Source organism: Bifidobacterium saguinibicoloris (genome assembly GCF_019331725.1).
Lineage (GTDB): Bacteria > Actinomycetota > Actinomycetes > Actinomycetales > Bifidobacteriaceae > Bifidobacterium > Bifidobacterium saguinibicoloris.
Genome location: NZ_JAHBBF010000004.1, coordinates 48,601 through 71,663, shown reverse-complemented (window position 1 = coordinate 71,663; position 23,063 = coordinate 48,601). Strand labels below are relative to the sequence as shown.

Here is a 23,063-nt window from a genome sequence, read left to right as displayed (position 1 = left end):
GTACACGTCGTATGCGGGAGATCGTCCACCGATCGTTCGTAGGGCGACCGGCCGCCACCTGCCGTCAGGCGGCCTGCCGACGGTACTCTTTCCAGATGTCCGCGAGCCCGCGGCCGTCGGAGACGCGCTTCCACACGTCCAGGCCGCCGCTGGCCCGGCCTCCGGCGGCGGCCTTCGCGGCGGCCGTCGGGCTGGCGTGCTCCGAACCGTCCTCGAGACGGAACCTGCCGTCCTCGGTGACGGTGGCGTACCAGCGTTCGCCCTTGCGTGGGCGCTCCCATACGAGTTTCTCGCCGGGGATGAGCAGTCCCGCGGCCACCACCTGACGGATGGTCACGCGCCGCGAGCTGTGCGCTGGCTTGGGGGAGTCCTTCGCCAGGACGTCCACGGTCTGACGGGTCAGATCCGTGTGGTTCTCGTCGTATCGGATATCCCAGTAGTCGGCGAGCAGGCGGATCGTCTCCGCCTGACGGTGACGGAGCATGGCGGGCGTGCACTCGCCGAAGTCCTTGAGCTCGGCGGTGAGCGGGAACCGGCGTGAATCGGCCCGCATGAGGATGCGGTCCCTGCGCTGGTCGTATTCGGTCATCCGGTCCAGCTGGTTGCCGGCGCCCTGCGCGAGCACCATGTTGCCCAGCCGGTACGCCCAATGGTCGTGCTCCTCCTGCGGCCAGTTCCCGAACGACGCGGAGCGCTCGATGTCCACCGGCATGATGGGCAGCGCGCTCAGGCGCCGGGGCCTGGCGAGAAGGGCCTGGGCGGCCTGCTCGTTCGCGCGGATGAGCAGCAGACGCACCAGTTCGTCGTCGCCCTGCATCTCGCCGTGCAGCCGCACCAGCGCGCCGGCACGGTCGTCCGGACGGATGGCGAGCCCCCGCACCAACCGCACCGGGTAGCCCTTGTCGAGGTCCCGGATGGCGGCGGCCGCATGGCCGCGACGGTCCGCCGTGGGGGTGCGGTTCAGCGTGTCGATGCCGCTCACCCGCTCCAACGCGGCGAGCACGTCGTCCAGCCGCTGCAGGTCGTGGGCGCCCAACGCCTGCAACGTGGCCTCCGCATGCGCGGACCGTCCCGCGCGCCGTGCGAACGGGGAGACGTCGGGCAAGCCGAGATGACGGAACGAATGCGTCAGCACCCACATGGCCACCGGCTTCCACTCATGGTTCCGGTAGTCGTTCAGCGCCTCGAGCCGCAGACGCGGCCCCTCGGGCAGAATCGTGTCCGAAGGGTGCGTGATGACCTGCCACGCCGCCGCGTACGGGGCGAGCACGCCGTCGATGAACGCCGGCACCGTGCCCTTCTCCAGAGGGCCGGCGAGCACGTCGGCCAGGAACTCCTCGATGAGACGGTCCGTGACGGGCTTGTGCGTGAGGATGAGGTGCAGGAACGCGAAGAACTCCTCGGTGCCCGCGGAGTCGTCGCCTAGTGGGTCCATGATGTCGTCCCACCGTTGCGCGTAGGCGTCGAGTTCGGCCGGCTTCAGCCCGCTCGTGGCCCGCGCCTTGAACACGTCCGACGAGGTGAGCGGCAGACCGCGCATGTTCATCACGTCGAAGATGCGGTGCGCGCCGTCCAGGTCGTCGGTGGTGACGATCACCAGCGTCACCGCGTTCACCAGATAGGAGGCGAGGGCGTGGCGCTCCTCGTCCGAGAGGACGGACAGCTCGTCGTACACCTTGCGCGTGTTGCGGGTGATGTTGCGCTGCGCCGTGCTCGTCCAGTCGTCGTCCGACAGGTCGAACAGCGCCTCGAGGTTGCCTTCCTGCACGTATTCGCGGAAGAACGCCTCGTCCCGTTCGCGCAGCGTGAGCCTCGGCTCGTTCGCGATGCCGCGCATCTTGTCGCCGGGCTCCACGATGAGGGCGTCCAGCAGGCGCATCCACTCCGGGTCCTTCTCCAGGTCGCGCAGCACGGCGATGACGATCGACAGCGACACGAGGCGCTGCTGGCCGTCAATCACCTCGAACCGCGTGCCCTCGTCGTGCACGAGGATCAGCGAGCCGAGGAAATAGGGGGTGGCGGGCGTCAGGCTCGCCCCGCGCAGGTCGTCCACCAGCTGCAGGATGTTCTCCGGTTTCCAGATGTACGCACGCTGGAAGGACGGGATGAAGAACCGGTAGTCCGGCGTGAACACCTTGCCCAGCGACAGCTCCTTCGCATTGATGGCCATTGACGGTCCCCTTCCTGCGTTCGTCCTCCGCCTCGCGGCGGCTTCCATGGTGTTCAGCCTAGCAGCGTCGTCGGCGGCCGGGCGATATCCACCGGTTTCCGCTCCCATGCGTGGCGTCCGCGTGTCGCCGCGTCCCGGCCGGTGCGGCATGCGGACGCCACGTCGGTGCCGTCGGCGCCGACCCGTCAATCCCGCGACGGCAGGTCGGCCCGCTCCACCAGCCGCGCCATCTGCACGCGTCCCATGGCGAGCTTGTCCGAGGCGGAGGAGAGATGCGCCTTGGCGGTGCGCTCCGAGATGAACATGCGCGCGGCGATCTGCGCGTTCGTGAACCCCTCCGCCGCGAGCAGCACCGCCTCGCGCTCGCGTTCGGGCAACGCGTCGAGCATGGCGCGCGCCTCGTCCCGCCGCGCCGTCGACTGCCGCGCGTGCAGGTCCCCGATGAGCTGGCGCTGGCTCGCCGTGTTGAACTGCGGCGCGTCGGCGCATACGCCCAGCACCCTGCGGATGATGTCCTCCGGGGCGTCGGTCTTCGAGACGAACCCTTCGGCGCCCGCCTCGACGGCCCGCTCCACCGTGTTCGAGGGGCTCAGCGAGGTGAGGATGAGCACGTGAGGGGGATCGGGCAGCCCGCGCAGTGCCCGTGTGGCGGCGATGCCGTCCATGTCGGGCATGGCGATGTCCATGAGCACCACGTCCGGTCGTTCGGCGGCGGCCCGGCGCAGCGCCTCGGCGCCACCGGTCGCCGTGAACGCGACGGCGATCCGCCCCCGCGAATAGTCGGTGAGGATGAGGGCCATCGCCTGACAGATCATCGGATCGTCGTCGACGATGCCGACGGCGATCCGCCCCGGTTCGTTCCCATGCCGTTCTTCCCGTTCACTCACCCTGCCATCCTATGCCATGGACATGCCGGTTCCGCCGGGATGCGCCGCGCGAGTCCGCCACGGCAGGGCCACGTCCAGGTGGAAGACGCCGGCGTCGTCCGTGCCGAAACGGCACGATCCGCCCGCGGCCCGCGCCCGCGACGCCAACCCCGCGAGTCCCGCGCCGCGACGATGGGGCGTCGCGGGCGCCGTGTCCGACGCGTCCGTCGTGCCTGTGACGGGTGCGGCCGACGGAGGCGCCACGGTCCGCGCACGGTTGGCGGCGTGCACGTGGACGCCCCGTTCCGGCGAGGCCGTGACCTCGAGGGACACCGGGGAGCCCGGCGCGTGACGGCATGCGTTCGTCAGCCCCTCCTGGATCGCCCGATAGGCGACCTTCGCCGCCGCGTCGTCCAGTTCGCCCAGCTGCCGGATGTCGATCCACGTGTCGATGCGCATGCCCGCGGCCCGCGACTCCCCGAGCAGCGCGTCGAGCGATTCGCGCGTCAGCGCCGTCTCGGCCGTGGGGGCGAGCTGCTCCCACGCCTGTTGCGGATGCCGGAGCATGTCGATGATCTGATGCGCCTCGTCCAACGCCCCGGCGGCCTGCCTGCGGATCTCCTCCGCCTGCCGGGCGACGGCGCGCGTCCCGTCCGTCGGCTGCATGCGCAGGGTCTGCGCCTGCAGCGCGCTCGCGTTCAGGGCGAGCAGCGAGAGCGTATGTGCGAGCGTGTCATGCGCTTCGGCCGCGATCGCGTCTGCCAGCCGCTGGGCGGCCAGGTCGCGGCTCAGCTCCTGTGCGTGGGTGACGGCCGCGTCGGTGCGCGCCTGCGCCGTGCGCAGCCGGACCTTTGAGCGGATATGCAGGCCGATCAGCGTCGCGACCGTCGCGGCGACCAGTCCCGTCACCACGGCCGTCGCCGCAATCGTCGGATCCCCGACGAGCATGACGATCGGTTCGCCGTCCACGCCGGTGTGCGGCTTCGCGAACACCATATGCCAGAACGATTCGTCCGCCGGACGCAGGACGTCGCGCAGCTGCGCCCACACCGCCACGACGGCGCCCGCCGCCACGGCGCGCGCCGTACGCGCCCGGCCGTCCCTCCGGGCCAGCATCGAGGACAACGCGATGAGCGCCGGGGCGGAGCCGTAGGGGAACACCGCCACCACGGCGCAGCACGCCCAGAACGTCGCCTCGGGGTATGCGCCCCGCGCCAGCAGCGTGAACGGGAACGGGATGGCGATGAGCGTGGCGAGGACGAACCACAGGTACCGTGCGCCGTGCGGATCGTCGATGTACGGCTGCGCCGCGAACGAGACGTACGTCAGACAGGAGAGCATGGCCGCGGCGATCATGAGCGCGGTGCACCATCCTCTGGTACGTGTCGGCACGTCGTCGGCCGTCGGCGTGCGTGGGGCCGCGACGGGCGACGCGGGTGGGGGAATCGGTGCTCCATAGGTCATGCCTCCACTGTATGACCGCTCCTTCCATACTCGCCATGCCCCCTATGGGCGCGATGCGGCCGCCCCCGCCGCCCGTTCGGGCATGCGATTCGTCCCGTTCGTACACTGACGCCGCAGGGTTCGGACCGGTAGCGTCGGAGACGTCATCAGGGCGTCCCCTGCCGGGGCGCCGTACGAGAAAGAAGGAACCATGACAGACGCGAACAACCCGCAGCAGCCCTCGCCGGCCGCACCGCCCGCCGGCGCGCCGGCCCCCATGCCGGCGCCGCAGCCGTATCCCGTGCAGCCGGCGCCCGCGCCCAAGCCGAAGAAGCCCGTGTACCGTCGCTGGTGGTTCTGGGCCGTCGTCGTGGTGGTGGTCCTCGGCATCGCCGGCGCCGTCGGCGGCGGCTCGAACGCCTCGAACGGCGCGACCGGCTCCGGTGCATCGTCCTCGCAGTCGGCGTCGACGGACGGCAAGAGCGGGCGGACGCAGGACAAGTCCGACGGCTCCGCATCCGACGACGGCGGATCGCAGGAGACGAAGCCGGCGGAGAAGACCATCGAACTGCAGGCCACCGCCACCGGCAACGGCACGGTGATGTGGTTCAAGGGCAGCTCGAGCAGCACCGAGCAGTTCAACGGCAGCTGGTCGAAGACCTTCACCGGCGATGACGCCAAGGACATCACCGGCGTGAGCGTCACCGGCGACATCATGGGCGGCAACGACCAGAAGATGTCGTGCAAGGTGATCGTCAACGGCGAGGAGAAGGAGAGCCAGGAGGGCAGCGGCTCGGCGGGCAGCGCCTACTGCAGCGTGCCGTGGTTCTAAGGACGCCCAGGGCGTAGTCTCCCAGCCAACGCACAGTTGCCCGGGTAGGATGGGGCGTGACAGCAACGAGAAGGAGCGAACATGACATACGGTCAGCAGCCCCAGCCCAATCCGAACTACGAGCCGCAGGGCGGCAGCGGCATCAACACCGGCTATGGAGCCCAGCCGCAGTACCAGTACGCGAACCAGCAGCAGTACGGCGTCCCCTACGGAAACCAGCAGCAGTACCAGCAGTACCAGTACGCGCAGCAGGCCCCGCAGGGCCAGCCCTACGCCCAGCCCCAGTACGCCTACGTCGGCGGCGCGGGCGCGGCGGCCACCGTCAACGGCCAGGTGGCCTACTCGTACGAGCAGGCCCGCCGCGCCTCCGTCACCCGCGCGTACGGCGAGATGACGGCCGGACTGGTCGTCACCATGCTGGTGGCCCTGTTCGCCCAGGCCACCGGCGCCTACTACTACTTCCTCGCCGCCACCGGCATGATCGGACTCATCGGCCTGTGCGTCGTCCAGGTGGCCATGGCCGTCGTGCTCGGCATGCGCATCACGAAGATGAGCGTCGGCGCGGCTCGCGCCATGTTCTACGTGTACGCGGCGCTCATGGGCTTCACGCTGAGCTCGATCTTCTGGGTGTACACCACGGCGGACATCGTGGTGGCGCTCGGCATCACCGCCGCGTTCTTCCTGGCGCTCACGATGTTCTCGCTCACCACGAAGTTCGACATGCTCAAGCTGGGCCCGATCCTCATGGTGGGACTCATCGTGCTCATCGTCTCCCAGCTGGTGCTCCTGTTCATCCCGGGCGTCGGCGGCGCCACGCGCATCGTGTGCGCGTTCGGCATCCTCGTGTTCGCGGGCATGACCATGTACGACGCGCAGTCCACGCGCGCCCTGTTCGAGCAGTACGAGGCCCAGGGGCCGGAGATGGTCAGGAAGATCTCCATCCTGTGCGCGCTGAACCTCTACCTCGATTTCGTGAACATGTTCCTGTACATCCTGCAGCTGTTCGGCAGCAGGGATTGACGCGCCCCGGCCGGCCCGTGCCGGCCGCGCCATGACCGTGTCCCGCGTGGGGCCGACCCGTTTCGGCCCCACGCGGGACACGGTTTTTTCATGTCCGGATTCGTAGCGTCCCGTGCGCCATCGCACGCCTTGCGTGGCGCGTCACAGCGATTCGCGCTCGACGAGCGTCATCTGCAGCACCGTGGTGCCGGGCGCCTCGCCGTCGATCATGCGCATCGCCGTGTCGGCGGCGAGACGGCCCTCCTCGTAGAGCGGCTGGTGGATGGTGGTGAGCTTCGGCGTGGTGGTCATGGCGATGGGATGGTCGTCGAAGCCGATGACGGACACGTCGTCCGGCACGCAGATCCCGCGCCCCTGCAGCGCTTCGATGACGCCGGCCGCGATGCGGTCCGAGCCGGCGAGCACGCCGTCGATCCCGCACGTGGGGGAGTCTCCCTCGCTTGCGCGCTCGTCGAGCAGGCGAAGCATGGCGGTGAAGCCGTCGGAGGCGCCCCAGCCCGTGTAGACGACGTCCCGTTCGCCGAGGGCCGTGCCGTACACGGATCGGTAGCCTTCGACGCGGTCCGTGGAGGCGGGGTTGTCCTTTGGGCCCAGGATGGCGACCGGCCGCGTGCGGCCGCGTGCGGCCATGGCGTCCGCGGCCAGTTTCGCGCCGACCACGTCGTCGGAGTAGATGGTGGAGAACACGTGCTCGTAGGGCTGCCCGTCCAGCTGCCCGCACAGCACGGTGGGGATGTGGAGCCGCTGCAGCACGTCAAGCAGTTCGCTGCCCGTGTAGGGGGAGATGTCGATGACCGCGTCGAACGACTTGCGTTCGAGGTGGCGGCGCACGCGTTCGCGTTCGTGGTGTGTGGAGGCCTGGAGCAGCACCGGCAGGTATTCCGATTCGGACAGGCGTTCGGTGATGCCGCCAAGGAACACGCCGTACGTGGGGTCGGCGAACAGTTCGGGCAGCGGTTCGGTGACGAGCATGGCGATGGTTTCGGAACGGCCGACCGCCAGTGCGCGGGCCTGCGCGTTGGGGACGAATCCGATGCGGTCTGCGGCTTCGCGCACCAGTTGCTTCGTCCTCTCGCTGATGCGAGGCGAATCGTTGAGCGCCCGGGATGCGGTCGACCGCGAGACGCCGGCCGCCTCGGCCACGTCGGCGATGGTGGTCGTGCCGCTGCGGATGATGCTCATGATGTCCCCTTGTGTGTGGTGGCGTGCGCGATGTGTCGACGATGCTCAGGTCCGGTATGCCGTCCGCCCGCGTCGAGGAAGTGATGGCTCATATCGTAGTCGTCGCCGCAGGGGACAGGGGCGTGTGTCCCATGCCGACACGCGCGTATGACAACCGGTTGCACAGTCGAAGCGTCGTGTGCTATGGTTAGGGCAACCGGTTGCACAATGAAGTCAACACAACCCCTAAGGAGGGCCATTCACATGACCGCCAACGATTGGGAGAATCCCAAGCTCACGAACAGGAACAGGCTTGCGCCGCACGCCTACTTCCTGGGCTACGAGAGCGAGGATCTCGCCCGCACGTACAGCAGGGAGCTGTCGCGCGGATTCATCCAGCTGTCCGGACGGTGGCAGTTCAGGCTGTTCGCCGGACCCCGCGCCGTCGTCGCCGCCGATCTCGACGCCTATCACGAGGAGTGGGACGCCGTCGAGGTGCCGCACATGTGGCAGGTGGACGGATACGGCAAGCTCGCCTACACCGACGAAGGCTTCCCCTTCCCGCTCGACCAGCCGTACGTCCCCGGCGACGACCCCACCGGTGTCTACCAGCGCATGGTCACGCTCCACGTGCCGCAGGACGGCTCCCGGCTCATCCTGCGTTTCGACGGCGTGGAGAGCTACGCCGAGGTCTACCTCAACGGCGGGTTCGTCGGCATGACCAAGGGCTCCCGCCTCGCCGCCGAATTCGACATCACCGACCAGGCCAGGGACGGCGCCAACCTGCTCGCCGTCAAGGTGCTCCAGTACTCCGACGGCACCTACATCGAGGACCAGGACATGTGGTGGGCCTCCGGCATCTTCCGCGACGTGTACGTCATGGAGCGTCCCGCCGCGCGACTCGAGGACTTCCGCGTCCGCACGCACGTGAACGGCACGACGGCCGAGACCGAGGTCTCGGTCGCCACGACCGGCGCCTCCCGCGTCGACGTCCGGCTTGAACGCGACGGCGAGACCGTCGCCCACGGCGAGACCGCGGGGGACGGGACCGTCCGCCTCGACGTCGCCGACGCACGCCTGTGGAACCCCGAGGACCCGTTCCTCTACGACCTGTTCATCACCGTCCACGACGGCGAAGGCGACGTGTCCGAGGTCGTGTCCCACCGTCAGGGCCTCGACGAGGTCACCATCGAGGACGGCCACATCCTCCTCAACGGCACCTACTTCAAGATGCACGGCGTCAACCGCCACGACGTCGACGACCACAAGGGCCGCGCCGTCGGCATGGAGCGCGTCCGCCGCGACCTCGAGATGATGAAGCGCCACAACATCAACGCGGTGCGCACCTCCCACTACGCCAACGACCCGCGCTTCTACGAGATGTGCGACGAATACGGCATCATGCTCATCGCCGAGACCGACCTCGAATGCCACGGTTTCGAGAACGTCGGCGACATGACCCGCATCACCGACGACCCCGAATGGGAGGGCGCCTACGTTGACCGCATCGAACGCCTCGTCATGCAGGAACGCAACCAGGCGTGCGTCATCATGTGGTCCCTCGGCAACGAATCCGGCTACGGCTGCAACTTCAAGGCCATGTACCGCCGCTGCAAGGAGCTCGACCCGCGTCCCGTGCACTACGAGGAGGACCGCAACGCCGACAGCGTCGACGTGATCTCCACCATGTACTCGCGCGTCTCCCAGATGAACGACTTCGGCGAACACCCTGGCCCCAAGCCGCGCATCAACTGCGAATACGGCCACTCCATGGGCAACGGCCCGGGAGGCCTGAGCGAATACCAGCAGGTGTTCGACAAGTGGGACAGCATCCAGGGCCACTTCATCTGGGAATGGTGCGACCACGGCCTCGCCGCGTACACCGAGGACGGCCGCTACTACGACATGTACGGCGGCGACAACGGCGACTACCCGAACAACGGCAACTTCTGCATCGACGGCATGGTCTTCCCCTGGCAGGAGCCCAGCCCCGGACTCACCGAATACCAGCAGGTCATCTGCCCGGTCAAGGTCTCCTACGACGCGTCCCGCGGCGTGCTCCGCGTGACCAACAAGCGCTGGTTCACCACGCTCGACGACATCCGCATCACGCTCGAGACCCTCGTCGACGGCGAGCCCGTGCGCGGCGAGGCCGTCGAACCCGGCGCCGTGGCGCCGCAGGACTCCGTCGAGATCCCCGTCGCCGTCACCGCGGCCGAGCGCGGCGAGACCCTGCTCACCGCCCGCGTGTACTCCACCGCCGCCCACCCGTGGGCCGACCCGATGCGCCGCATCGGCATCTACCAGTTCCCGATCGCGAACCGGCCCCGCCCCGCCGTGGCCGATCGCACCCACGGCGCGCTCGCCGTCGAGGAGAGCGGGCTCACGCTCGCCGTCACCGGCGACGACATGCGCATCGCCTTCGACCTGGTCTCCGGCGACATCGCCGACTGGCACGCCGCCGGACGCCCCGTGCTCGCCTCCGGCATCCACCTCGGCTTCTGGCGTCCGCTCATCGACAACTACGGCCAGGAGTTCGAATCCATCTGGCAGCCGCGCCTGCTGCACGTCATGCAGACGTCCACCCGCGGTGTCACCTGGCGCCGCGAAGACGACGACGTGGTCGTCGAGGTCGAGCAGCGCATCGCCCCGCCGGTCTACGACTACGGCATGCGCACCCGCATGACCTACGCCATCCACCCCAACGGGCGCGTCGACCTCGCCGTCGAAGGCACGCCGTACGGCGACTTCCACGACATCGTCCCGCGCATCGGCGTCACCTTCGAGGTGCCTGGCGAGGACCGCAACGCGGAATGGTACGGACGCGGACCGGGGGAGAACTACCCCGACTCGCTCACCGCCAACGTCATCGGCCACTACCGCAGCGACGTCGACAGGATGTTCACCCCCTACGTGGTGCCGCAGGACTGCGCCAACCACGAGGACGTGCGCTGGGTGGCCATGCGCTCGCGGCACGGCGACGGCCTGCTCGTCACCCGCACCGGCGACGCGGCCGAGAACCCGTTCTCGTTCTCCGCATGGCCCTACACCTGCCAGGACATCGACGACGCCAAGCACGTCACCGACCTGGTGAGGCGCGACACCGTCACCGTCAACATCAACGACAGGATGCTCGGCCTCGGCTCCAACTCGTGGGGCTCCGAGGTGCTCGACTCCTACCGCATCCGCTTCGAGCGGTTCGCGTTCTCCATCAGCCTGAGGCCACTGACCTCCGCGGATCTCGCCCAGGCGCTCGTCGCTTTCAAGGAGGCATGACATGCACGTCTACGACACCCGGGAGCTCTTCGACGCCGAACTCGGCTCCGTCAAGAAATGGATGCGCGTCGGCCAGGCGCTCGACATCGCCACGACGCTCACCCGCAACGTCGCCTACTCCATCGGCGACTCGCTGGTCTACTGGTGGGACCGCACGCCGGCCATCGCCACGTCCGACATGACGGGCCACCGCCGCTACCTGTTCGTCTGCTCGCCGCAGGACGGCGACATGCGCGTCATGGTCGCGCCCAAGTCGCAGCTCACCTCCATCGAGGCGTACAGCGACCTGACCGACCGCGAACGGTTCATGGGACCCGCCAACATCGTCACCGTCCCCGCCGGCGGCGTCTTCGTCGCCGACATCGACGAGGCGTACAAGGTGTGCTCCGACCCGGACGTTCAGGCCGTGGTCCTGCACGTCACCGTCGAGGGATACAGCTTCCCGAACAAGTGACCCTCCCCGCGGCGGGGACGTCGACGTCCCCGCCGTTTCGACCACACAACACATAGAGAGAACAACATCATCCAAAGGAGCTCATCGTGAGCAGCACAGAGAAACGAGCGAAGATCGGTTCCGTCGCCCTGCTGGGCATGACCGTCGCCGCCGTGTTCGGCATCAAGAACGTGATCAACAACAACGTGGCGATCGGCCTGTCGGCCGCGCCGGCGTTCTTCCTGGCCACCATCCTCTATTTCGTCCCCTTCACCCTGGCGGTCGCTGAGTTCGTGTCCCTCAACAAGGACTCCGAATCCGGCGTGTACGCGTGGGTCAACACGTCGATGGGCGGCCGCTGGGCGTTCCTCACCGCGTTCTGCTACTGGTTCGTGAACCTGTTCTACTTCGCGTCCATCCTGCCGAACGTCATCATCTACTCGAGCTACGTGCTCTTCGGCGAGAACCGTGAGATCTCGCAGCTGTGGATCACCATCGCCGAGATCGCCCTGTTCGCCGTGGCCACATGGGTGTCCACGAAGGGCGCCAAGTGGATCGGCTCGGTCTCCTCGTTCGGCGCCATGTCGGCGCTCGGCCTGACCGTCGTGTTCGTCGTGCTGTCCGTGGCCGCGCTGTGCGGCGGCGTGACCCCCGCCACCCCGGTCACCCCGACCACCCTGTCCCCGGACCTGTCCACCTTCGCCACCACCTGGGCCTTCCTCGGCACCCTCGCCTGGATCATCCAGGGCGTGGGCGGCGCCGAATCCGTCGGCGTGTTCATCAACGACCTCAAGGGCGGCGTCAAGGCCTTCGTCCGCGTGATCGTCGTCTCCGGCCTGGTCATCGGCCTGCTGTACGCCGTGGCGTCCCTCGTCATGAACGTGTTCGTCACCTCCGACGAGCTCGACCTCGCCACCGGCATCTTCGTGGTCATGGGCAAGGTGTTCGGCTGGATCGGCATCCCGATGGCCGTCTCCACGCGCATCGTCGGCCTCATCCTGCTGGCCGCCACCCTCGGCTCCCTGATGATGTGGACCTCCGCTCCGGTCAAGGTGTTCTTCTCCGAGATCCCCGAGGGCATCTTCGGCGGCAAGCTCGTCGAGCTCAACGAGCAGGGCATCCCGTGGCGTGCCGCCTGGCTGCAGTTCTGCATCGTCGTGCCGCTGCTCATCATCCCGGCCCTGGGCGCCGGCAACGTCAACGACCTGCTGCAGATCGTCATCAACATGACCGCCGCCACCGCGCTGCTGCCGCCGCTGCTCATCCTGCTGGCCTACTTCATGCTGCGCAAGAACTTCGACAAGGCGGAGCGCTCCTTCCGCATGGGTTCGCGCGCCTTCGGCCTGGGCATCGCCACCTTCCTGCTCATCGTGTTCGCCTTCGTGTTCATCGCCGGCACCGTGCCGCTGGACCAGCCGCTGTGGCTCACCCTCGTCTACAACGTGGGCGGCGTGGTCGTGTTCATCGGCGCCGCGATGATCTGGTACGAGCACTACATCAAGAAGCTGCGCGCCTCCGACCCCGCGGCCGCCGAGCGTGAGCTCCGTCCGACCGCCAAGGACATGATCGCCGCCGAGGCGAAGTGACCCTGAAGTGACCATGGACGGCGCGGGCCCGTCCCGACACCATCGGGACGGGCCCGCGCCGTCTTCCGCCCCCATACAGGAAATCGCATGCTGGAGACGGAACCGGCCTATGATGGCAGCAACCGGTTGCACGACGCGACCGGACGGTTCCGCACCGAAAAACACAAGGAGACAGGAAGAGCAACCATGAAACGAAGCATCGCCATCTGCGCGGTCATCTGCGCGGCCGGCATGATGCTCGCCGGCTGCGGCGCGAACAACGCCGCGAAGACCGACGACGGCATCATCCAGGCCTACGACACCGAACCCCAGAAGCCCATCACCCCGGGAGACTCCGACGAGAAGGGCAGCACCCGCGTGGCCCAGATGATCTACGAGGGCCTCGTCAACTACAACGCGGACGGCTCCACCCGCAACGCCGTCGCCAAGAGCATCGAGCCCAACGCGGACTCCACCAGCTTCACCATCACCATCAAGGACGGCTGGAAGTTCACCGACGGCACGCCGGTCACCGCCGAAAGCTTCACCAAGGCGTGGAGCTACGCGGCCAACGCCACGAACGCCATGAAGAACGCCTGGTGCTTCTCGTCCATCAAGGGCTACGACGAGCTCCAGAAGAAGGGCGTGTCCAAGGACGCGCAGCTGTCCGGCCTCAAGGTCGTCGACGACCACACCTTCACCGTCGACATGACCGCCCCGAACTCCACGTTCCCCACGCAGCTCGGCTACATCGCCTTCGCGCCGGTGCCCGAATCCGCGTTCAAGGACATGAAGAAGTTCGGCGAGAGCCCCGTCGGCAATGGCCCCTACAAGCTCACCGGCTGGGACCACGGCAAGAGCATCACGCTTCGCCCGAACGACGGCTACCAGGGCGACCGCAAGGCGAGGAACAAGGGCATCGACTTCCACATCTACACGAAGAACGACGCCGCCTACTCCGACCTGCAGGCCGGCAACATCGACGTGCTCGACGACATCCCCACCGTCGCGCTCAAGAGCTTCCAGAGCAACAAGGCCATCACCTCCTACAACTCCGCCGGCGCCCAGTTCCAGGGCTTCACCATCCCGGTGGCGCTCAAGCACTTCGGCATGGACCAGGAGGGGCGTCTGCGCCGCGCCGCGCTCTCGTACGCCATCGACCGCGAGCAGATCGCCTCCAAGATCTTCTTCGGCACGCGCACGCCGGCCACCGACTTCCTCGCGCCCACCGTCTCCGGGCATTCCGAGGACATCAAGGGTGACGAGGTGCTCGACCATGACGCCGCCAAGGCCAAGGAGCTGTGGGCTCAGGCCGACGCCATCTCCAAGTACGACGGCAAGTTCGAGCTCGCCTACAACGCCGACCAGGGCCACAAGGAGTGGGTGGACGCCGTGTGCAACCAGCTCAAGAACACGCTCGGCATCGACGCCGCCGGCAAGCCGTTCCCCACCACCTCCGAGTACTTCGACACGCTCGACTCCGCCACGCCGACCTTCGCGTTCTACACGAACTGGATCGCCGATTGGCCGTCCGCCGGCGACTTCCTCGTCACGTTGTACGCGTCCAGCTCGATGAACGGCGTCGGCTCGAACACCGGCAACTACTCCAACGCCGAGTTCGACACGCTGCTCGACAAGGCCGCCGCCTCCACCAGCGAGGACGATGCGAACGCGTACTACCACAGCGCCGAGGAGATCCTGTTCAAGGACCTGCCCACCATCCCGCTGTGGAACGTGAACACCGTCGGCGCCACCGGCAAGGACGTCCACGACGTCGAATTCATGTTCAACAAGACGCCGCTGTACTGGAAGATCACCAAGGGCTGACCGGCGGTCGCCATACATCGGCATCGGGCCGGTCCCGCCCGTCATGGGCCGGGGCCGGCCCGTTCCGTATCATGCGTGGCGCCGCGCCCGCCCACCCGAGATGTGGACGGATGCGCCGCCACGCAACATGCGTCGGCTACGTTGAATCGACATGAGGAAGAAGAACGACATGAAGGGCATGCTGTGCCTGCTGACCGCTGCGCTGATCTGGGGGTTCTCGTTCGTCTCGCAGGTGCAGGGCATGGACAGCATGACCCCGTTGTTCTTCAACGCGGTGCGTTTCACGCTGGGCGCGCTTTCGCTCATCCCCGTCCTGCTGGTCTCGCATGCGCGGCACGCCTCCGGCGGTGCGTCCGGCGCGTCCGGCGCGTCCGGCGCGTCCGGCGCGTCCGGCGCGTCCGGCGCGTCCGTCTCCGATTCGTCCGATGCCGCTGACGATCCGACGGAACGGCTCACGCTCACGGCCCTCGTCTCGGGCCGTCTGGCCCATCCGATGCGCGCCGCGCTCGCCTCGCCCGTCATCGTCGGCGCGATCTGCGGCACGGTGCTGTTCGTCGCCAGCACGCTCCAGCAGTACGGCATCCTCTATGGCCGGTCCGCGGGACGCGCGGGGTTCCTCACCGCCCTGTACATCGTCATCGTGCCGCTGTTGGGCCGCGTGTTCCTGCACCGGCACGTCAACGTCATGGTGGCGGTCAGCGTGCTGGTGGCGGTCGCCGGCTTCTACTGCCTGTGCATCACCGATGGGTTCGGGTCGATGACGCTGGCCGACGTCCTGCTGCTGTTCACCGCGCTCATGTTCGCCGGGCACATCCTCGTCATCGACACGCTCGGCGGCATGGTCGACGCGCTGAAGCTCTCGTTCGTCCAGTTCGTCACCGCGGCCCTGCTCAGCTGGGCGGGCTCGCTCATCGAGGGGTCCATTGACCCGGCCGGCGCGGCGCGTGGCTGGGTGGCCGTCGTCTACGCCGGCGTCGGCTCGGTGGGCGTCGCCTACACCATGCAGGCGCTGGGGCAGCGGTGGGTGCCGCCGACGCGCGCCTCGCTCATCATGAGCCTCGAATCGTTCTTCTCCGCCGTGGGCGGCGCGCTCCTGCTCGGCGAGGTCATGACCCCGCGCGGCTATCTGGGCTGCGCCCTCATCTTCATGGGCACGCTGCTCGCCCAGATGCCGGCGAGACTGCCGGCATGGCTCATTCGCTCGGCTTCGGGGTCTGGTCGACCTGCGGCGCTCCGTTGATGTCGCGGTGGATGTTCTGCATCTGCACCTCGATGTTCTGCAGGCTGCGCGCGCAATCGAGCAGCGTCTGCGAATGCTCGCTGAGCTTCGCGTCCGGCAGGTCGGTCTTGTAGCGCAGCGCGTGCTCCAGACTTGCCCAGTAGTCCATGGCGATGGTGCGGAACTGCACCTCCACTGGCGTGTAGTGCGCGCCGGAGGAGAGGAACACCGGCACCGCGTAGATGACGTGCAGGGAGCGGTATCCGTTCTGCTTGGGCCGCTTGATGTAGTCCTTGACGCGCAGCACCTGGATGTCGGACTGCGCCGACAGGTAGTTGGACACCGAATACACGTCGTCCCGGTAGTTGCAGATTACGCGGATGCCGGCCACGTCGAACAGGTTGTCCTTGATGGACTCCACGGCGACGGGCAGCCCCTTGCGCTCGAGCTTGCCGATGATGGAGTTCACCGACTTGAGACGGCGCTCCATGTGGTGGATCGGGTCGTGCGCGAACCGCACCTGGAACTCGTTGTCGAGGATCTCGAGCTTCGTGGAGATCTCGTACATCGCCCCCTCGTAGACCTGCATGAGGTCCACGAATTCGGTGATCTGTTCGGCGGTGAAGATGCTGTCCGACAGGTTGAGGCCCTTCAGACGGGCCTTGAGGTCGGCGCTGCTCAATCGGGAATGTCGGTCAAGTATCACGGGCACCTATGATACCCGTCCCGTGCGGCGGACGCCGGACGGACGCTGGGAATCTCCTCATCATCCGCGCCGCCGTGGCGAATACCACGGGCCGGACATGCCGTGACCCCGCCGTCCCATAGAATGGAACGCTGTGAATGAAGACATGATGACCGAGGCGGAGCGCGCCTCGCAGGATCTCGAGACCGCCGAGGCACGTGCCCTCGCGGGCGACCGGGGCAGGGGCGTGTTCCATATCGACACGCTCGGATGCCAGATGAACGTGCATGACTCCGAGCGCATCGCCGGCGTGCTGGAGGCCGCCGGCTACGTGCCCGCCACCCAGGAGCAGGTCGATTCGCGCGACCTCGACCTCATCGTGCTCAACACGTGCGCGGTGCGCGAGAACGCCGCGGAGAAGATGTATGGCACCGTGGGCCGCTACAACCGCGTCAAGCTGCACCGCCCGAACCTGCAGATCGCCGTGGGCGGATGCATGGCGCAGCTCGACCGCCGGAAGATCGCCGACAAGGCCCCCTGGGTGTCCGCCGTATTCGGCACGAAGAACATCGACGCGCTGCCCGAGCTCCTGAGGCGCAACCGCATCACCGGCAAGGCCCAGGTCGAGGTGACCGACAAGCTCGACCAGATGCCCAGCGAGCTGCCCGCCGCACGCGCCTCGCGCGTGAGCTCCTGGGTGGCGATCTCCGTGGGATGCAACAACACGTGCACGTTCTGCATCGTGCCCACCACGCGCGGCAAGGAGAAGGACCGCCGTCCGGGCGACATCCTCGACGAGATCCGCCGCTGCGTGGCGGACGGCGCCAAGGAGGTCACGCTGCTCGGTCAGAACGTGAACTCGTTTGGATACGGCATCGGCGACCGCTACGCGTTCAGCAAGCTGCTGCGCGCCTGTGGCGAGATCGAGGGCCTCGAGCGCGTGCGCTTCACCTCCCCGCACCCCGCGGCGTTCACCGACGATGTGATCGCCGCCATGGCCGAGACCCCGAACGTCATGCACCAGCTGCACTTCCCGCTGCAGTCCGGCTCGGACAGGATCCTCAAGGCCATGCACCGCTCCTACCGTTCCAAGCGTTTCCTGGACATCCTGGGCCGCATCCGCGCCGCCATGCCCGACGCGCAGATCTCCACCGACGTGATCGTCGGGTTCCCGGGCGAGACCGAGGAGGACTTCCAGGCCACACTGGACGTGATGCGCGAGGCGCGGTTCTCCAGCGCGTTCATGTTCATCTACTCGCCGCGTCCCGGTACGCCGGCCGCCGCCATGGAGCAGCTGCCGCACGACGTGGTGCAGGAGCGCTTCGACCGTCTCGTCGCCCTCCAGGAGCGGATCACCGAGGAGAACCTCGCCACGTTCGAGGGCCGCGACGTCGAGGTGATGGTCACCGGCATGCACGGCAAGAAGGATTCCGACACGCACCGCGTGACCGGCCGCGAGAGGACCGGCGTGCTCGTCCACATCGGCGTGCCCGAGGGGGAGCCGACGCCGCAGGTCGGCGACTTCGTCACCGTCACCGTCACGCACGCGGGCCGGCACAACCTCATCGCCGACCCCGATCCGAGGAAGGGGCAGACCTACCATGTCCGTCACTGAACAGGGCCCGGCATCCGTCGGCGCGCCCACGACCGCGCCCACCCACGCACCTCGCGTCGTCTCCATCGTCGGCCCCACCGCCTCCGGCAAGACCTCGCTCGGCATCGCCATCGCCAAGCGTCTCGCCGAACAGGGGGAGCGGGCTGAGATCGTCAATGCGGACGCCTACCAGATGTACCGCGGCATGGACATCGGCACCGCCAAGCCCACCGCCGAGGAGCAGGCGGCCGTGCCCCACCATCTCATCGACATCATCGAGCCGGACGACACGATGACCGTCGCGAGGTTCCAGAAGCTCGCGCGTACGGCCATCGCCGAGCTCCAGGCGCGCGGCGTGCGCCCGATCCTCGTCGGCGGCTCCGGCCTGTACGCCCGCGCCGCCATCGACGACATCAGCTTCCCCGGCACCGATCCGGACGTGCGTGCGCGGCTCGAGGAGCGGGAGAAGCGGGAGGGCGCCCTCGCCCTCTTCGAGGAACTGAAGGCCAGGGATCCGGAGGCGGCCGCGCGCATGGACCCGCGCAACCCGCGGCGCACCGTCCGCGCGCTCGAGGTCATCGAGATCACCGGCCGACCGTACTCGGCGAGCCTGCCCCGGTACCGGTACGTGATTCCGTCCGTCCAGATCGGGCTCGACCTGGACCGACGCGAGCTCGACCGCCGCATCGACATCCGTACCGCGCGGATGCGCGAACAGGGCTTCCTCGAGGAGGTCCGGCGCCTGCGCCCGCATCTCGGCTTCACGGCCGGGCGCGCGCTCGGCTACCAGCAGATGATCGACCTGCTGGACGGCATGTGGGACGAGGACGACGACGCGTGGTTCGACGTGGCGCAGAAGACGAAGCGTCTCGCCCGCAAGCAGATGGGATGGTTCGGCCGCGACCCGCGCATCCACTGGCTGGAGGCGCTGAACCCCCGGCTCGTCGACAACGCGATGGCGATCGTCGCGCACGCCGACGCCGGCGACTACGACGCCATCGACGCGCAGGCGGACGAGTACACGCAGCATCATCTGGGCGACATCGCCTGACGGCACGACCGTCCGTATACGCAAGTGGGCCGGCGCTCCCGTACGGGAACGCCGGCCCACGCATACGCGGTGCCCCGGCGCGTTCAGTGCGCCGGACCGGCCTCGAACCCGGCGAAGAGGAACACGCGCGTCGGGTTCGCCGGACGGACGATGCCCGCGAACATCTGCTCGAAGCCGGACGTGTCGCCACGGTAGGCGGTGTGCTTCGCGGACCGGTATGTCTCGCGCGTCACCGGACCCCAGTCGAGGTCCCAGCCGGCGTCATGGGCGAGACGTGAGCCGAAGATGCGTAGGGTCATCGCGTTGCCGCCCAGGAACGGGTGCAGGTAGCCGAGTTCGTCGTAGATGTGCGAGAAGCGCCGGATGAAATCGTCCCGGTCGAGCACCTGGAGGTTGCGTTGCTCGGCCAGCTCGGTGGCGATGTTGAGCGCGCCGGTCTCGATGAGCGCGGCGGGGAAGAACGCCTCCGGATTGCGCGACATCCCGTCGGAGCCGGCGCCGCGCGCCGTGTCCCGCGTGCGCAGCCGGCCCGCGTCGTCGAACACGCCCTCGAACAGGCCCCGGTGGATGGCGACGAGTTCGTCGAGATTCCCCGTGGGGCTCCATCGCCGTTCGGCGAGCAGCACGGTGCGGGCGAACACGGCCGACGCCCGGCCTCGCGCGTGGTCGTCCAGGGATCCGTCCGCCAGACGCCGTTCCGTCGCCGCGGCGTCCTCCGCGTCGGCCGCGTCGATGAGCGCGCCGACGTCGATGCGGCCCTCCTCGTACCCGGCCGCGGCCCGCATCGTCGCGGGGCCCGGCTCCATCGCCTCCAACGCGCAGTTCTTCAGGGCGAATGCGACTGCGCTCGCACGTTCCGCTGGTGTCATACTCCACCATGGTAGCCCATCGGCGGCGCCCCGCTCATGCCCCGCGCACGCCCCACGCCCCCGCGGCCCATGTCCGTCCATGTCAGTCCGTGTCCGTGGCAAGGTTCGCAACGTATTCACGAAAACCGAGGGCCACGGTACGCGCGGTTCGCTAGATTGGAGACGTTATGGCTAAGACACGAAGCAGCAGAGGCACCGGCGGTTCGTCGGCGAGGGACGGCGGCACCCGCCGTATGGATCCGATCGACGACACGTCCGCGGGGACGTTCGGGGAGCCGTGGTGGCGCAGGGCGCTGCTCGCCGTACCGCGCGCCCTCGGCTCCGCCGTCAGGTCCGCCGGCGGCACGGGGGAGTACGATCCCGCGTACCGCCGGGACGGCCTGTGCTTCGTGCTCATCGTGTTCGCCGTGCTGTTCTGCGCGTCCGAGTGGGTGCGCGTGTCCGGTCCGCTCGGTCGTCTTCTCCACGCCATCGCCTCCGGCGTGCTCGGCGTGATGAGCGTGGTGCTGCCCATCCTGCTCGTCGTGCTGGCCGTGCGTCTCATGCGTCACGCCGGACGGCGCTCGAACAATCCGCGTGTGGTCACCGGGTGGGGGATGCTCCTGTGGGTCGTCTGCTCGATCATCGACGTGGTGGTCGCCTCCGACGTCCCCGGTTTCGACTGGGGCGCGCTCCAGGACGCCGGCGGCCTGCTCGGCTTCCTCATCGGCACGCCCCTCGCCTGGGGCCTGTCCAAGACGTTCGCCGTCATCGTGTTCGTGGTGGTGGGACTGTTCGCGTTGATGCTCGTCGCCGGCGTCCATGTCACCGATCTGCCCGACCTGGCGCGTGGCGCCGTGGCCCGCGTCAGGGGGGAGGAGCCCGACGGCGGGGACGCCGACGTCGCGCCCGGCGAGGTCCGTCTCGACGGCGACGACACGCTCGTGTTCGCCGACGGCGTTCCCACGCACGAGAACGGCGACGACGGTACGTCCGCCGACGCGCCGCGCCGTCGGCCGAGCCTGTTCGAGCGCCTGTTCGGTCGCCGTCGCGCCGATGACGGCGACGGCACGCTCGACCGGTACGACGGCGACGACCCGTTCCGCATGGCGGCGCGGCATCACGGCGAAAGCGCCGAGACCGCCCTCACCTCCTCCTCCGACGCGGCCCTGCCGGCCATCGTGCCGCAGCGCGCCGTCCCCACGACGTCGTCCGGATTCGCCGACGCGGCGTCGCAGGGCATGCGCGCCGTCTCCGACGCGGCCAGTGCCGCGGCGGACATGGGCGCGGCGGCCACGCGCGCGATGACGCCCGATCCGTGGGCGCCCATCGCGGCCGGCGCCGCGACGGGGATCGCGAACGTCGCGGGCGCGGCCGCGAACTCGGCGACGCGCGCCCTGGGCGCGGGGACCGGGGCGTACGGCGCCGACGAGGAGCTCGTCGACCCCACCTCCGGCGAGATCGTCCCGGCGGCCGGAACGACGGACGCCTCCTCCTCCGACGCCGTTCCCGCGGACGTCGAGCCGCCGTACCGTCTGCCCGACCTGAACCTGCTCGTCAAGGGACAGCCGCACGCCGCGCGCACCCCCGCCAACGACCGCGTCATCCGCGCCCTGACCTCCACCTTCCAGCAGTTCAAGGTCGACGCGAAGGTCGTCGGCTTCCTGCGCGGCCCCTCCGTCACCCAGTACGAGGTCGAGCTCGGCACCGGCGTCAAGGTGGAGAAGGTCACCAACCTCCAACGCAACATCGCCTACGCGGTGGCCAGCTCCGACGTGCGCATCCTCTCGCCGATCCCCGGCAAGTCCGCCATCGGCATCGAGATCCCCAACGAGGACCGCGAGATCGTGCACCTGGGCGACGTGCTGCGCTCCCAGGGGGCGCTCGCCGACCCGAACCCCATGCTCACCGGCATCGGCAAGGACGTGGAGGGGCGGTTCGTCACCGCGGACCTCACCAAGATGCCGCACCTGCTGGTCGCCGGCGCCACCGGCTCGGGCAAGTCCAGCTTCATCAACTCGATGCTCACGTCGATCATCATGCGCGCCACGCCCGAGCAGGTGCGTCTCATCATGGTCGACCCCAAGCGCGTCGAGCTGTCCGCGTACGCGGGCATCCCGCACCTGCTCACGCCGATCATCACCGATCCGAAGAAGGCCGCGCAGGCCCTCGAATGGGTGGTCAAGGAGATGGATTCGCGCTACTCCGACCTCGAATACTTCGGATTCCGCCACGTCAAGGACTTCAACGAGGCCGTGCGCGCCGGCAAGGTGCATGCGCCGGCCGGCTCGAACCGCAAGGTCGCGCCCTATCCGTACATCCTCGTCGTCGTCGACGAGATGGCCGACCTCATGATGGTCGCCAAGAACGACGTCGAAAGCTCCATCCAGCGCATCACGCAGCTGGCCCGCGCGGCCGGCGTGCACCTCGTGCTCGCCACGCAGCGTCCGTCCGTGGACGTGGTCACCGGCCTCATCAAGGCGAACATCCCCTCGCGTCTCGCGTTCGCCACCTCCTCCGCTACCGATTCCAGGGTCATCCTCGACACCACCGGCGCCGAGACGCTCATCGGCCAGGGCGACGCCCTGTTCCTGCCCATGGGCGAGGCCAAGCCGCGGCGAGTCCAGGGCTCCTGGGTGTCGGAATCGGAGATCCGCAAGGCCGTCGAGTTCGTGCGCACCCAGCGCAAGCCCAAGTACCGCGAGGACATCGAGCAGATGGCCAAGGAGGCGGAGAAAAAGGACGTCGAGGTCGACGAGGAGATCGGCGACGACATGGACGTGCTGCTCCAGGCGGCCGAGCTCGTCGTCACCACCCAGTTCGGCTCCACGTCCATGCTGCAGCGCAAGCTCAGGGTCGGCTTCGCCAAGGCCGGACGCCTCATGGACCTGCTCGAATCGCGCGGCGTGGTCGGCCCCTCCGAGGGGTCGAAGGCGCGGCAGGTGCTCGTCCAGCCCCAGGACCTCCCGCAGGTGCTCGCCTTCATCAAGGGGGAGACCGGGACGCTCGAGAAGTCGCCCACCGCACAGGCGTGAGAGGCGTCCGCGCGCGGCACGTCTCCCAGAGGACGGGC

General features: G+C 68.5%; 16 protein-coding genes. 10 read left to right on the top strand and 6 right to left on the bottom strand.

Annotated elements, in window-relative coordinates; all coding sequences use genetic code 11:
• Window positions 1–64: 64 nt before the first annotated feature.
• The 3 genes from KIH78_RS04070 to KIH78_RS04060 form a co-directional block, all read right to left on the bottom strand.
• Window positions 65–2,170: a GmrSD restriction endonuclease domain-containing protein gene (locus KIH78_RS04070; RefSeq protein ID WP_219131378.1), complete on the bottom strand. Its 2,106-nt coding sequence runs from the start codon at window positions 2,168–2,170 to the stop codon at window positions 65–67.
• Window positions 2,171–2,355: 185 nt separating this feature from the next.
• The gene (locus tag KIH78_RS04065) at window positions 2,356–3,057 is read right to left on the bottom strand and encodes a response regulator transcription factor (protein WP_420830111.1); all 702 of its coding nucleotides are present in this window, start codon (window positions 3,055–3,057) and stop codon (window positions 2,356–2,358) included.
• A gap of 9 nt (window positions 3,058–3,066) precedes the next feature.
• Window positions 3,067–4,392, bottom strand: a complete 1,326-nt coding sequence (locus tag KIH78_RS04060; RefSeq protein ID WP_420830115.1) for a sensor histidine kinase — start codon at window positions 4,390–4,392, stop codon at window positions 3,067–3,069.
• 298 nt (window positions 4,393–4,690) lie between these two features.
• On the opposite strand from KIH78_RS04060, the gene KIH78_RS04055 reads away from it, so the two are divergent.
• The gene (locus KIH78_RS04055) at window positions 4,691–5,311 is read left to right on the top strand and encodes a hypothetical protein (protein WP_219131377.1); all 621 of its coding nucleotides are present in this window, start codon (window positions 4,691–4,693) and stop codon (window positions 5,309–5,311) included.
• A gap of 81 nt (window positions 5,312–5,392) precedes the next feature.
• Window positions 5,393–6,331 (top strand): Bax inhibitor-1/YccA family protein, encoded by a 939-nt coding sequence (locus tag KIH78_RS04050; protein ID WP_219131376.1) that lies wholly within the window; start codon window positions 5,393–5,395, stop codon window positions 6,329–6,331.
• A 141-nt stretch (window positions 6,332–6,472) separates the two neighbouring features.
• On the opposite strand, the gene KIH78_RS04045 is transcribed toward KIH78_RS04050, so the two are convergent.
• Window positions 6,473–7,513, bottom strand: a complete 1,041-nt coding sequence (locus tag KIH78_RS04045) for a LacI family DNA-binding transcriptional regulator (RefSeq protein WP_219131375.1) — start codon at window positions 7,511–7,513, stop codon at window positions 6,473–6,475.
• Between the two features lie 243 nt (window positions 7,514–7,756).
• Here KIH78_RS04045 and KIH78_RS04040 point away from each other — a divergent pair, with 243 nt between their 5' ends.
• The 5 genes from KIH78_RS04040 (at window position 7,757) to KIH78_RS04020 (ending at window position 15,833) form a co-directional block, all read left to right on the top strand.
• Window positions 7,757–10,768, top strand: a complete 3,012-nt coding sequence (locus KIH78_RS04040) for a glycoside hydrolase family 2 TIM barrel-domain containing protein (protein WP_236034400.1) — start codon at window positions 7,757–7,759, stop codon at window positions 10,766–10,768.
• Window position 10,769: 1 nt separating this feature from the next.
• Window positions 10,770–11,222: a NanQ anomerase/TabA/YiaL family protein gene (locus tag KIH78_RS04035; RefSeq protein WP_214310983.1), complete on the top strand. Its 453-nt coding sequence runs from the start codon at window positions 10,770–10,772 to the stop codon at window positions 11,220–11,222.
• Between the two features lie 86 nt (window positions 11,223–11,308).
• On the top strand, window positions 11,309–12,787 hold the full coding sequence (locus KIH78_RS04030) for an amino acid permease (RefSeq protein ID WP_219131374.1): 1,479 nt from the start codon (window positions 11,309–11,311) through the stop codon (window positions 12,785–12,787).
• 186 nt (window positions 12,788–12,973) lie between these two features.
• Window positions 12,974–14,593 carry a peptide ABC transporter substrate-binding protein gene (locus KIH78_RS04025; protein WP_219131373.1) on the top strand — a complete coding sequence of 540 codons (1,620 nt, stop codon included), beginning with the start codon at window positions 12,974–12,976 and terminating at the stop codon, window positions 14,591–14,593.
• A 178-nt stretch (window positions 14,594–14,771) separates the two neighbouring features.
• Window positions 14,772–15,833 (top strand): DMT family transporter, encoded by a 1,062-nt coding sequence (locus KIH78_RS04020; RefSeq protein ID WP_219131461.1) that lies wholly within the window; start codon window positions 14,772–14,774, stop codon window positions 15,831–15,833.
• Here KIH78_RS04020 and KIH78_RS04015 read toward each other — a convergent pair.
• Window positions 15,787–16,518, bottom strand: coding sequence for a GTP pyrophosphokinase (locus KIH78_RS04015; RefSeq protein ID WP_214315560.1), 732 nt, complete (start codon window positions 16,516–16,518; stop codon window positions 15,787–15,789). The genes KIH78_RS04020 and KIH78_RS04015 overlap by 47 nt on opposite strands.
• 145 nt (window positions 16,519–16,663) lie before the next feature.
• On the opposite strand from KIH78_RS04015, the gene miaB reads away from it, so the two are divergent.
• Together miaB and miaA are read left to right on the top strand one after the other, a co-directional pair.
• Window positions 16,664–18,112: a tRNA (N6-isopentenyl adenosine(37)-C2)-methylthiotransferase MiaB gene (gene miaB / locus KIH78_RS04010; RefSeq protein ID WP_219131460.1), complete on the top strand. Its 1,449-nt coding sequence runs from the start codon at window positions 16,664–16,666 to the stop codon at window positions 18,110–18,112.
• Window positions 18,099–19,142: a tRNA (adenosine(37)-N6)-dimethylallyltransferase MiaA gene (gene miaA / locus KIH78_RS04005; protein WP_214315549.1), complete on the top strand. Its 1,044-nt coding sequence runs from the start codon at window positions 18,099–18,101 to the stop codon at window positions 19,140–19,142. The genes miaB and miaA overlap by 14 nt, the downstream gene beginning before the upstream one ends.
• Before the next feature lie 83 nt (window positions 19,143–19,225).
• Here miaA and KIH78_RS04000 read toward each other — a convergent pair whose 3' ends face one another.
• The gene (locus tag KIH78_RS04000; protein WP_219131372.1) at window positions 19,226–20,011 is read right to left on the bottom strand and encodes a Fic family protein; all 786 of its coding nucleotides are present in this window, start codon (window positions 20,009–20,011) and stop codon (window positions 19,226–19,228) included.
• 167 nt (window positions 20,012–20,178) lie between these two features.
• Here KIH78_RS04000 and KIH78_RS03995 point away from each other — a divergent pair, with 167 nt between their 5' ends.
• On the top strand, window positions 20,179–23,025 hold the full coding sequence (locus KIH78_RS03995) for an FtsK/SpoIIIE family DNA translocase (RefSeq protein ID WP_219131371.1): 2,847 nt from the start codon (window positions 20,179–20,181) through the stop codon (window positions 23,023–23,025).
• Window positions 23,026–23,063 lie beyond the last annotated feature (38 nt).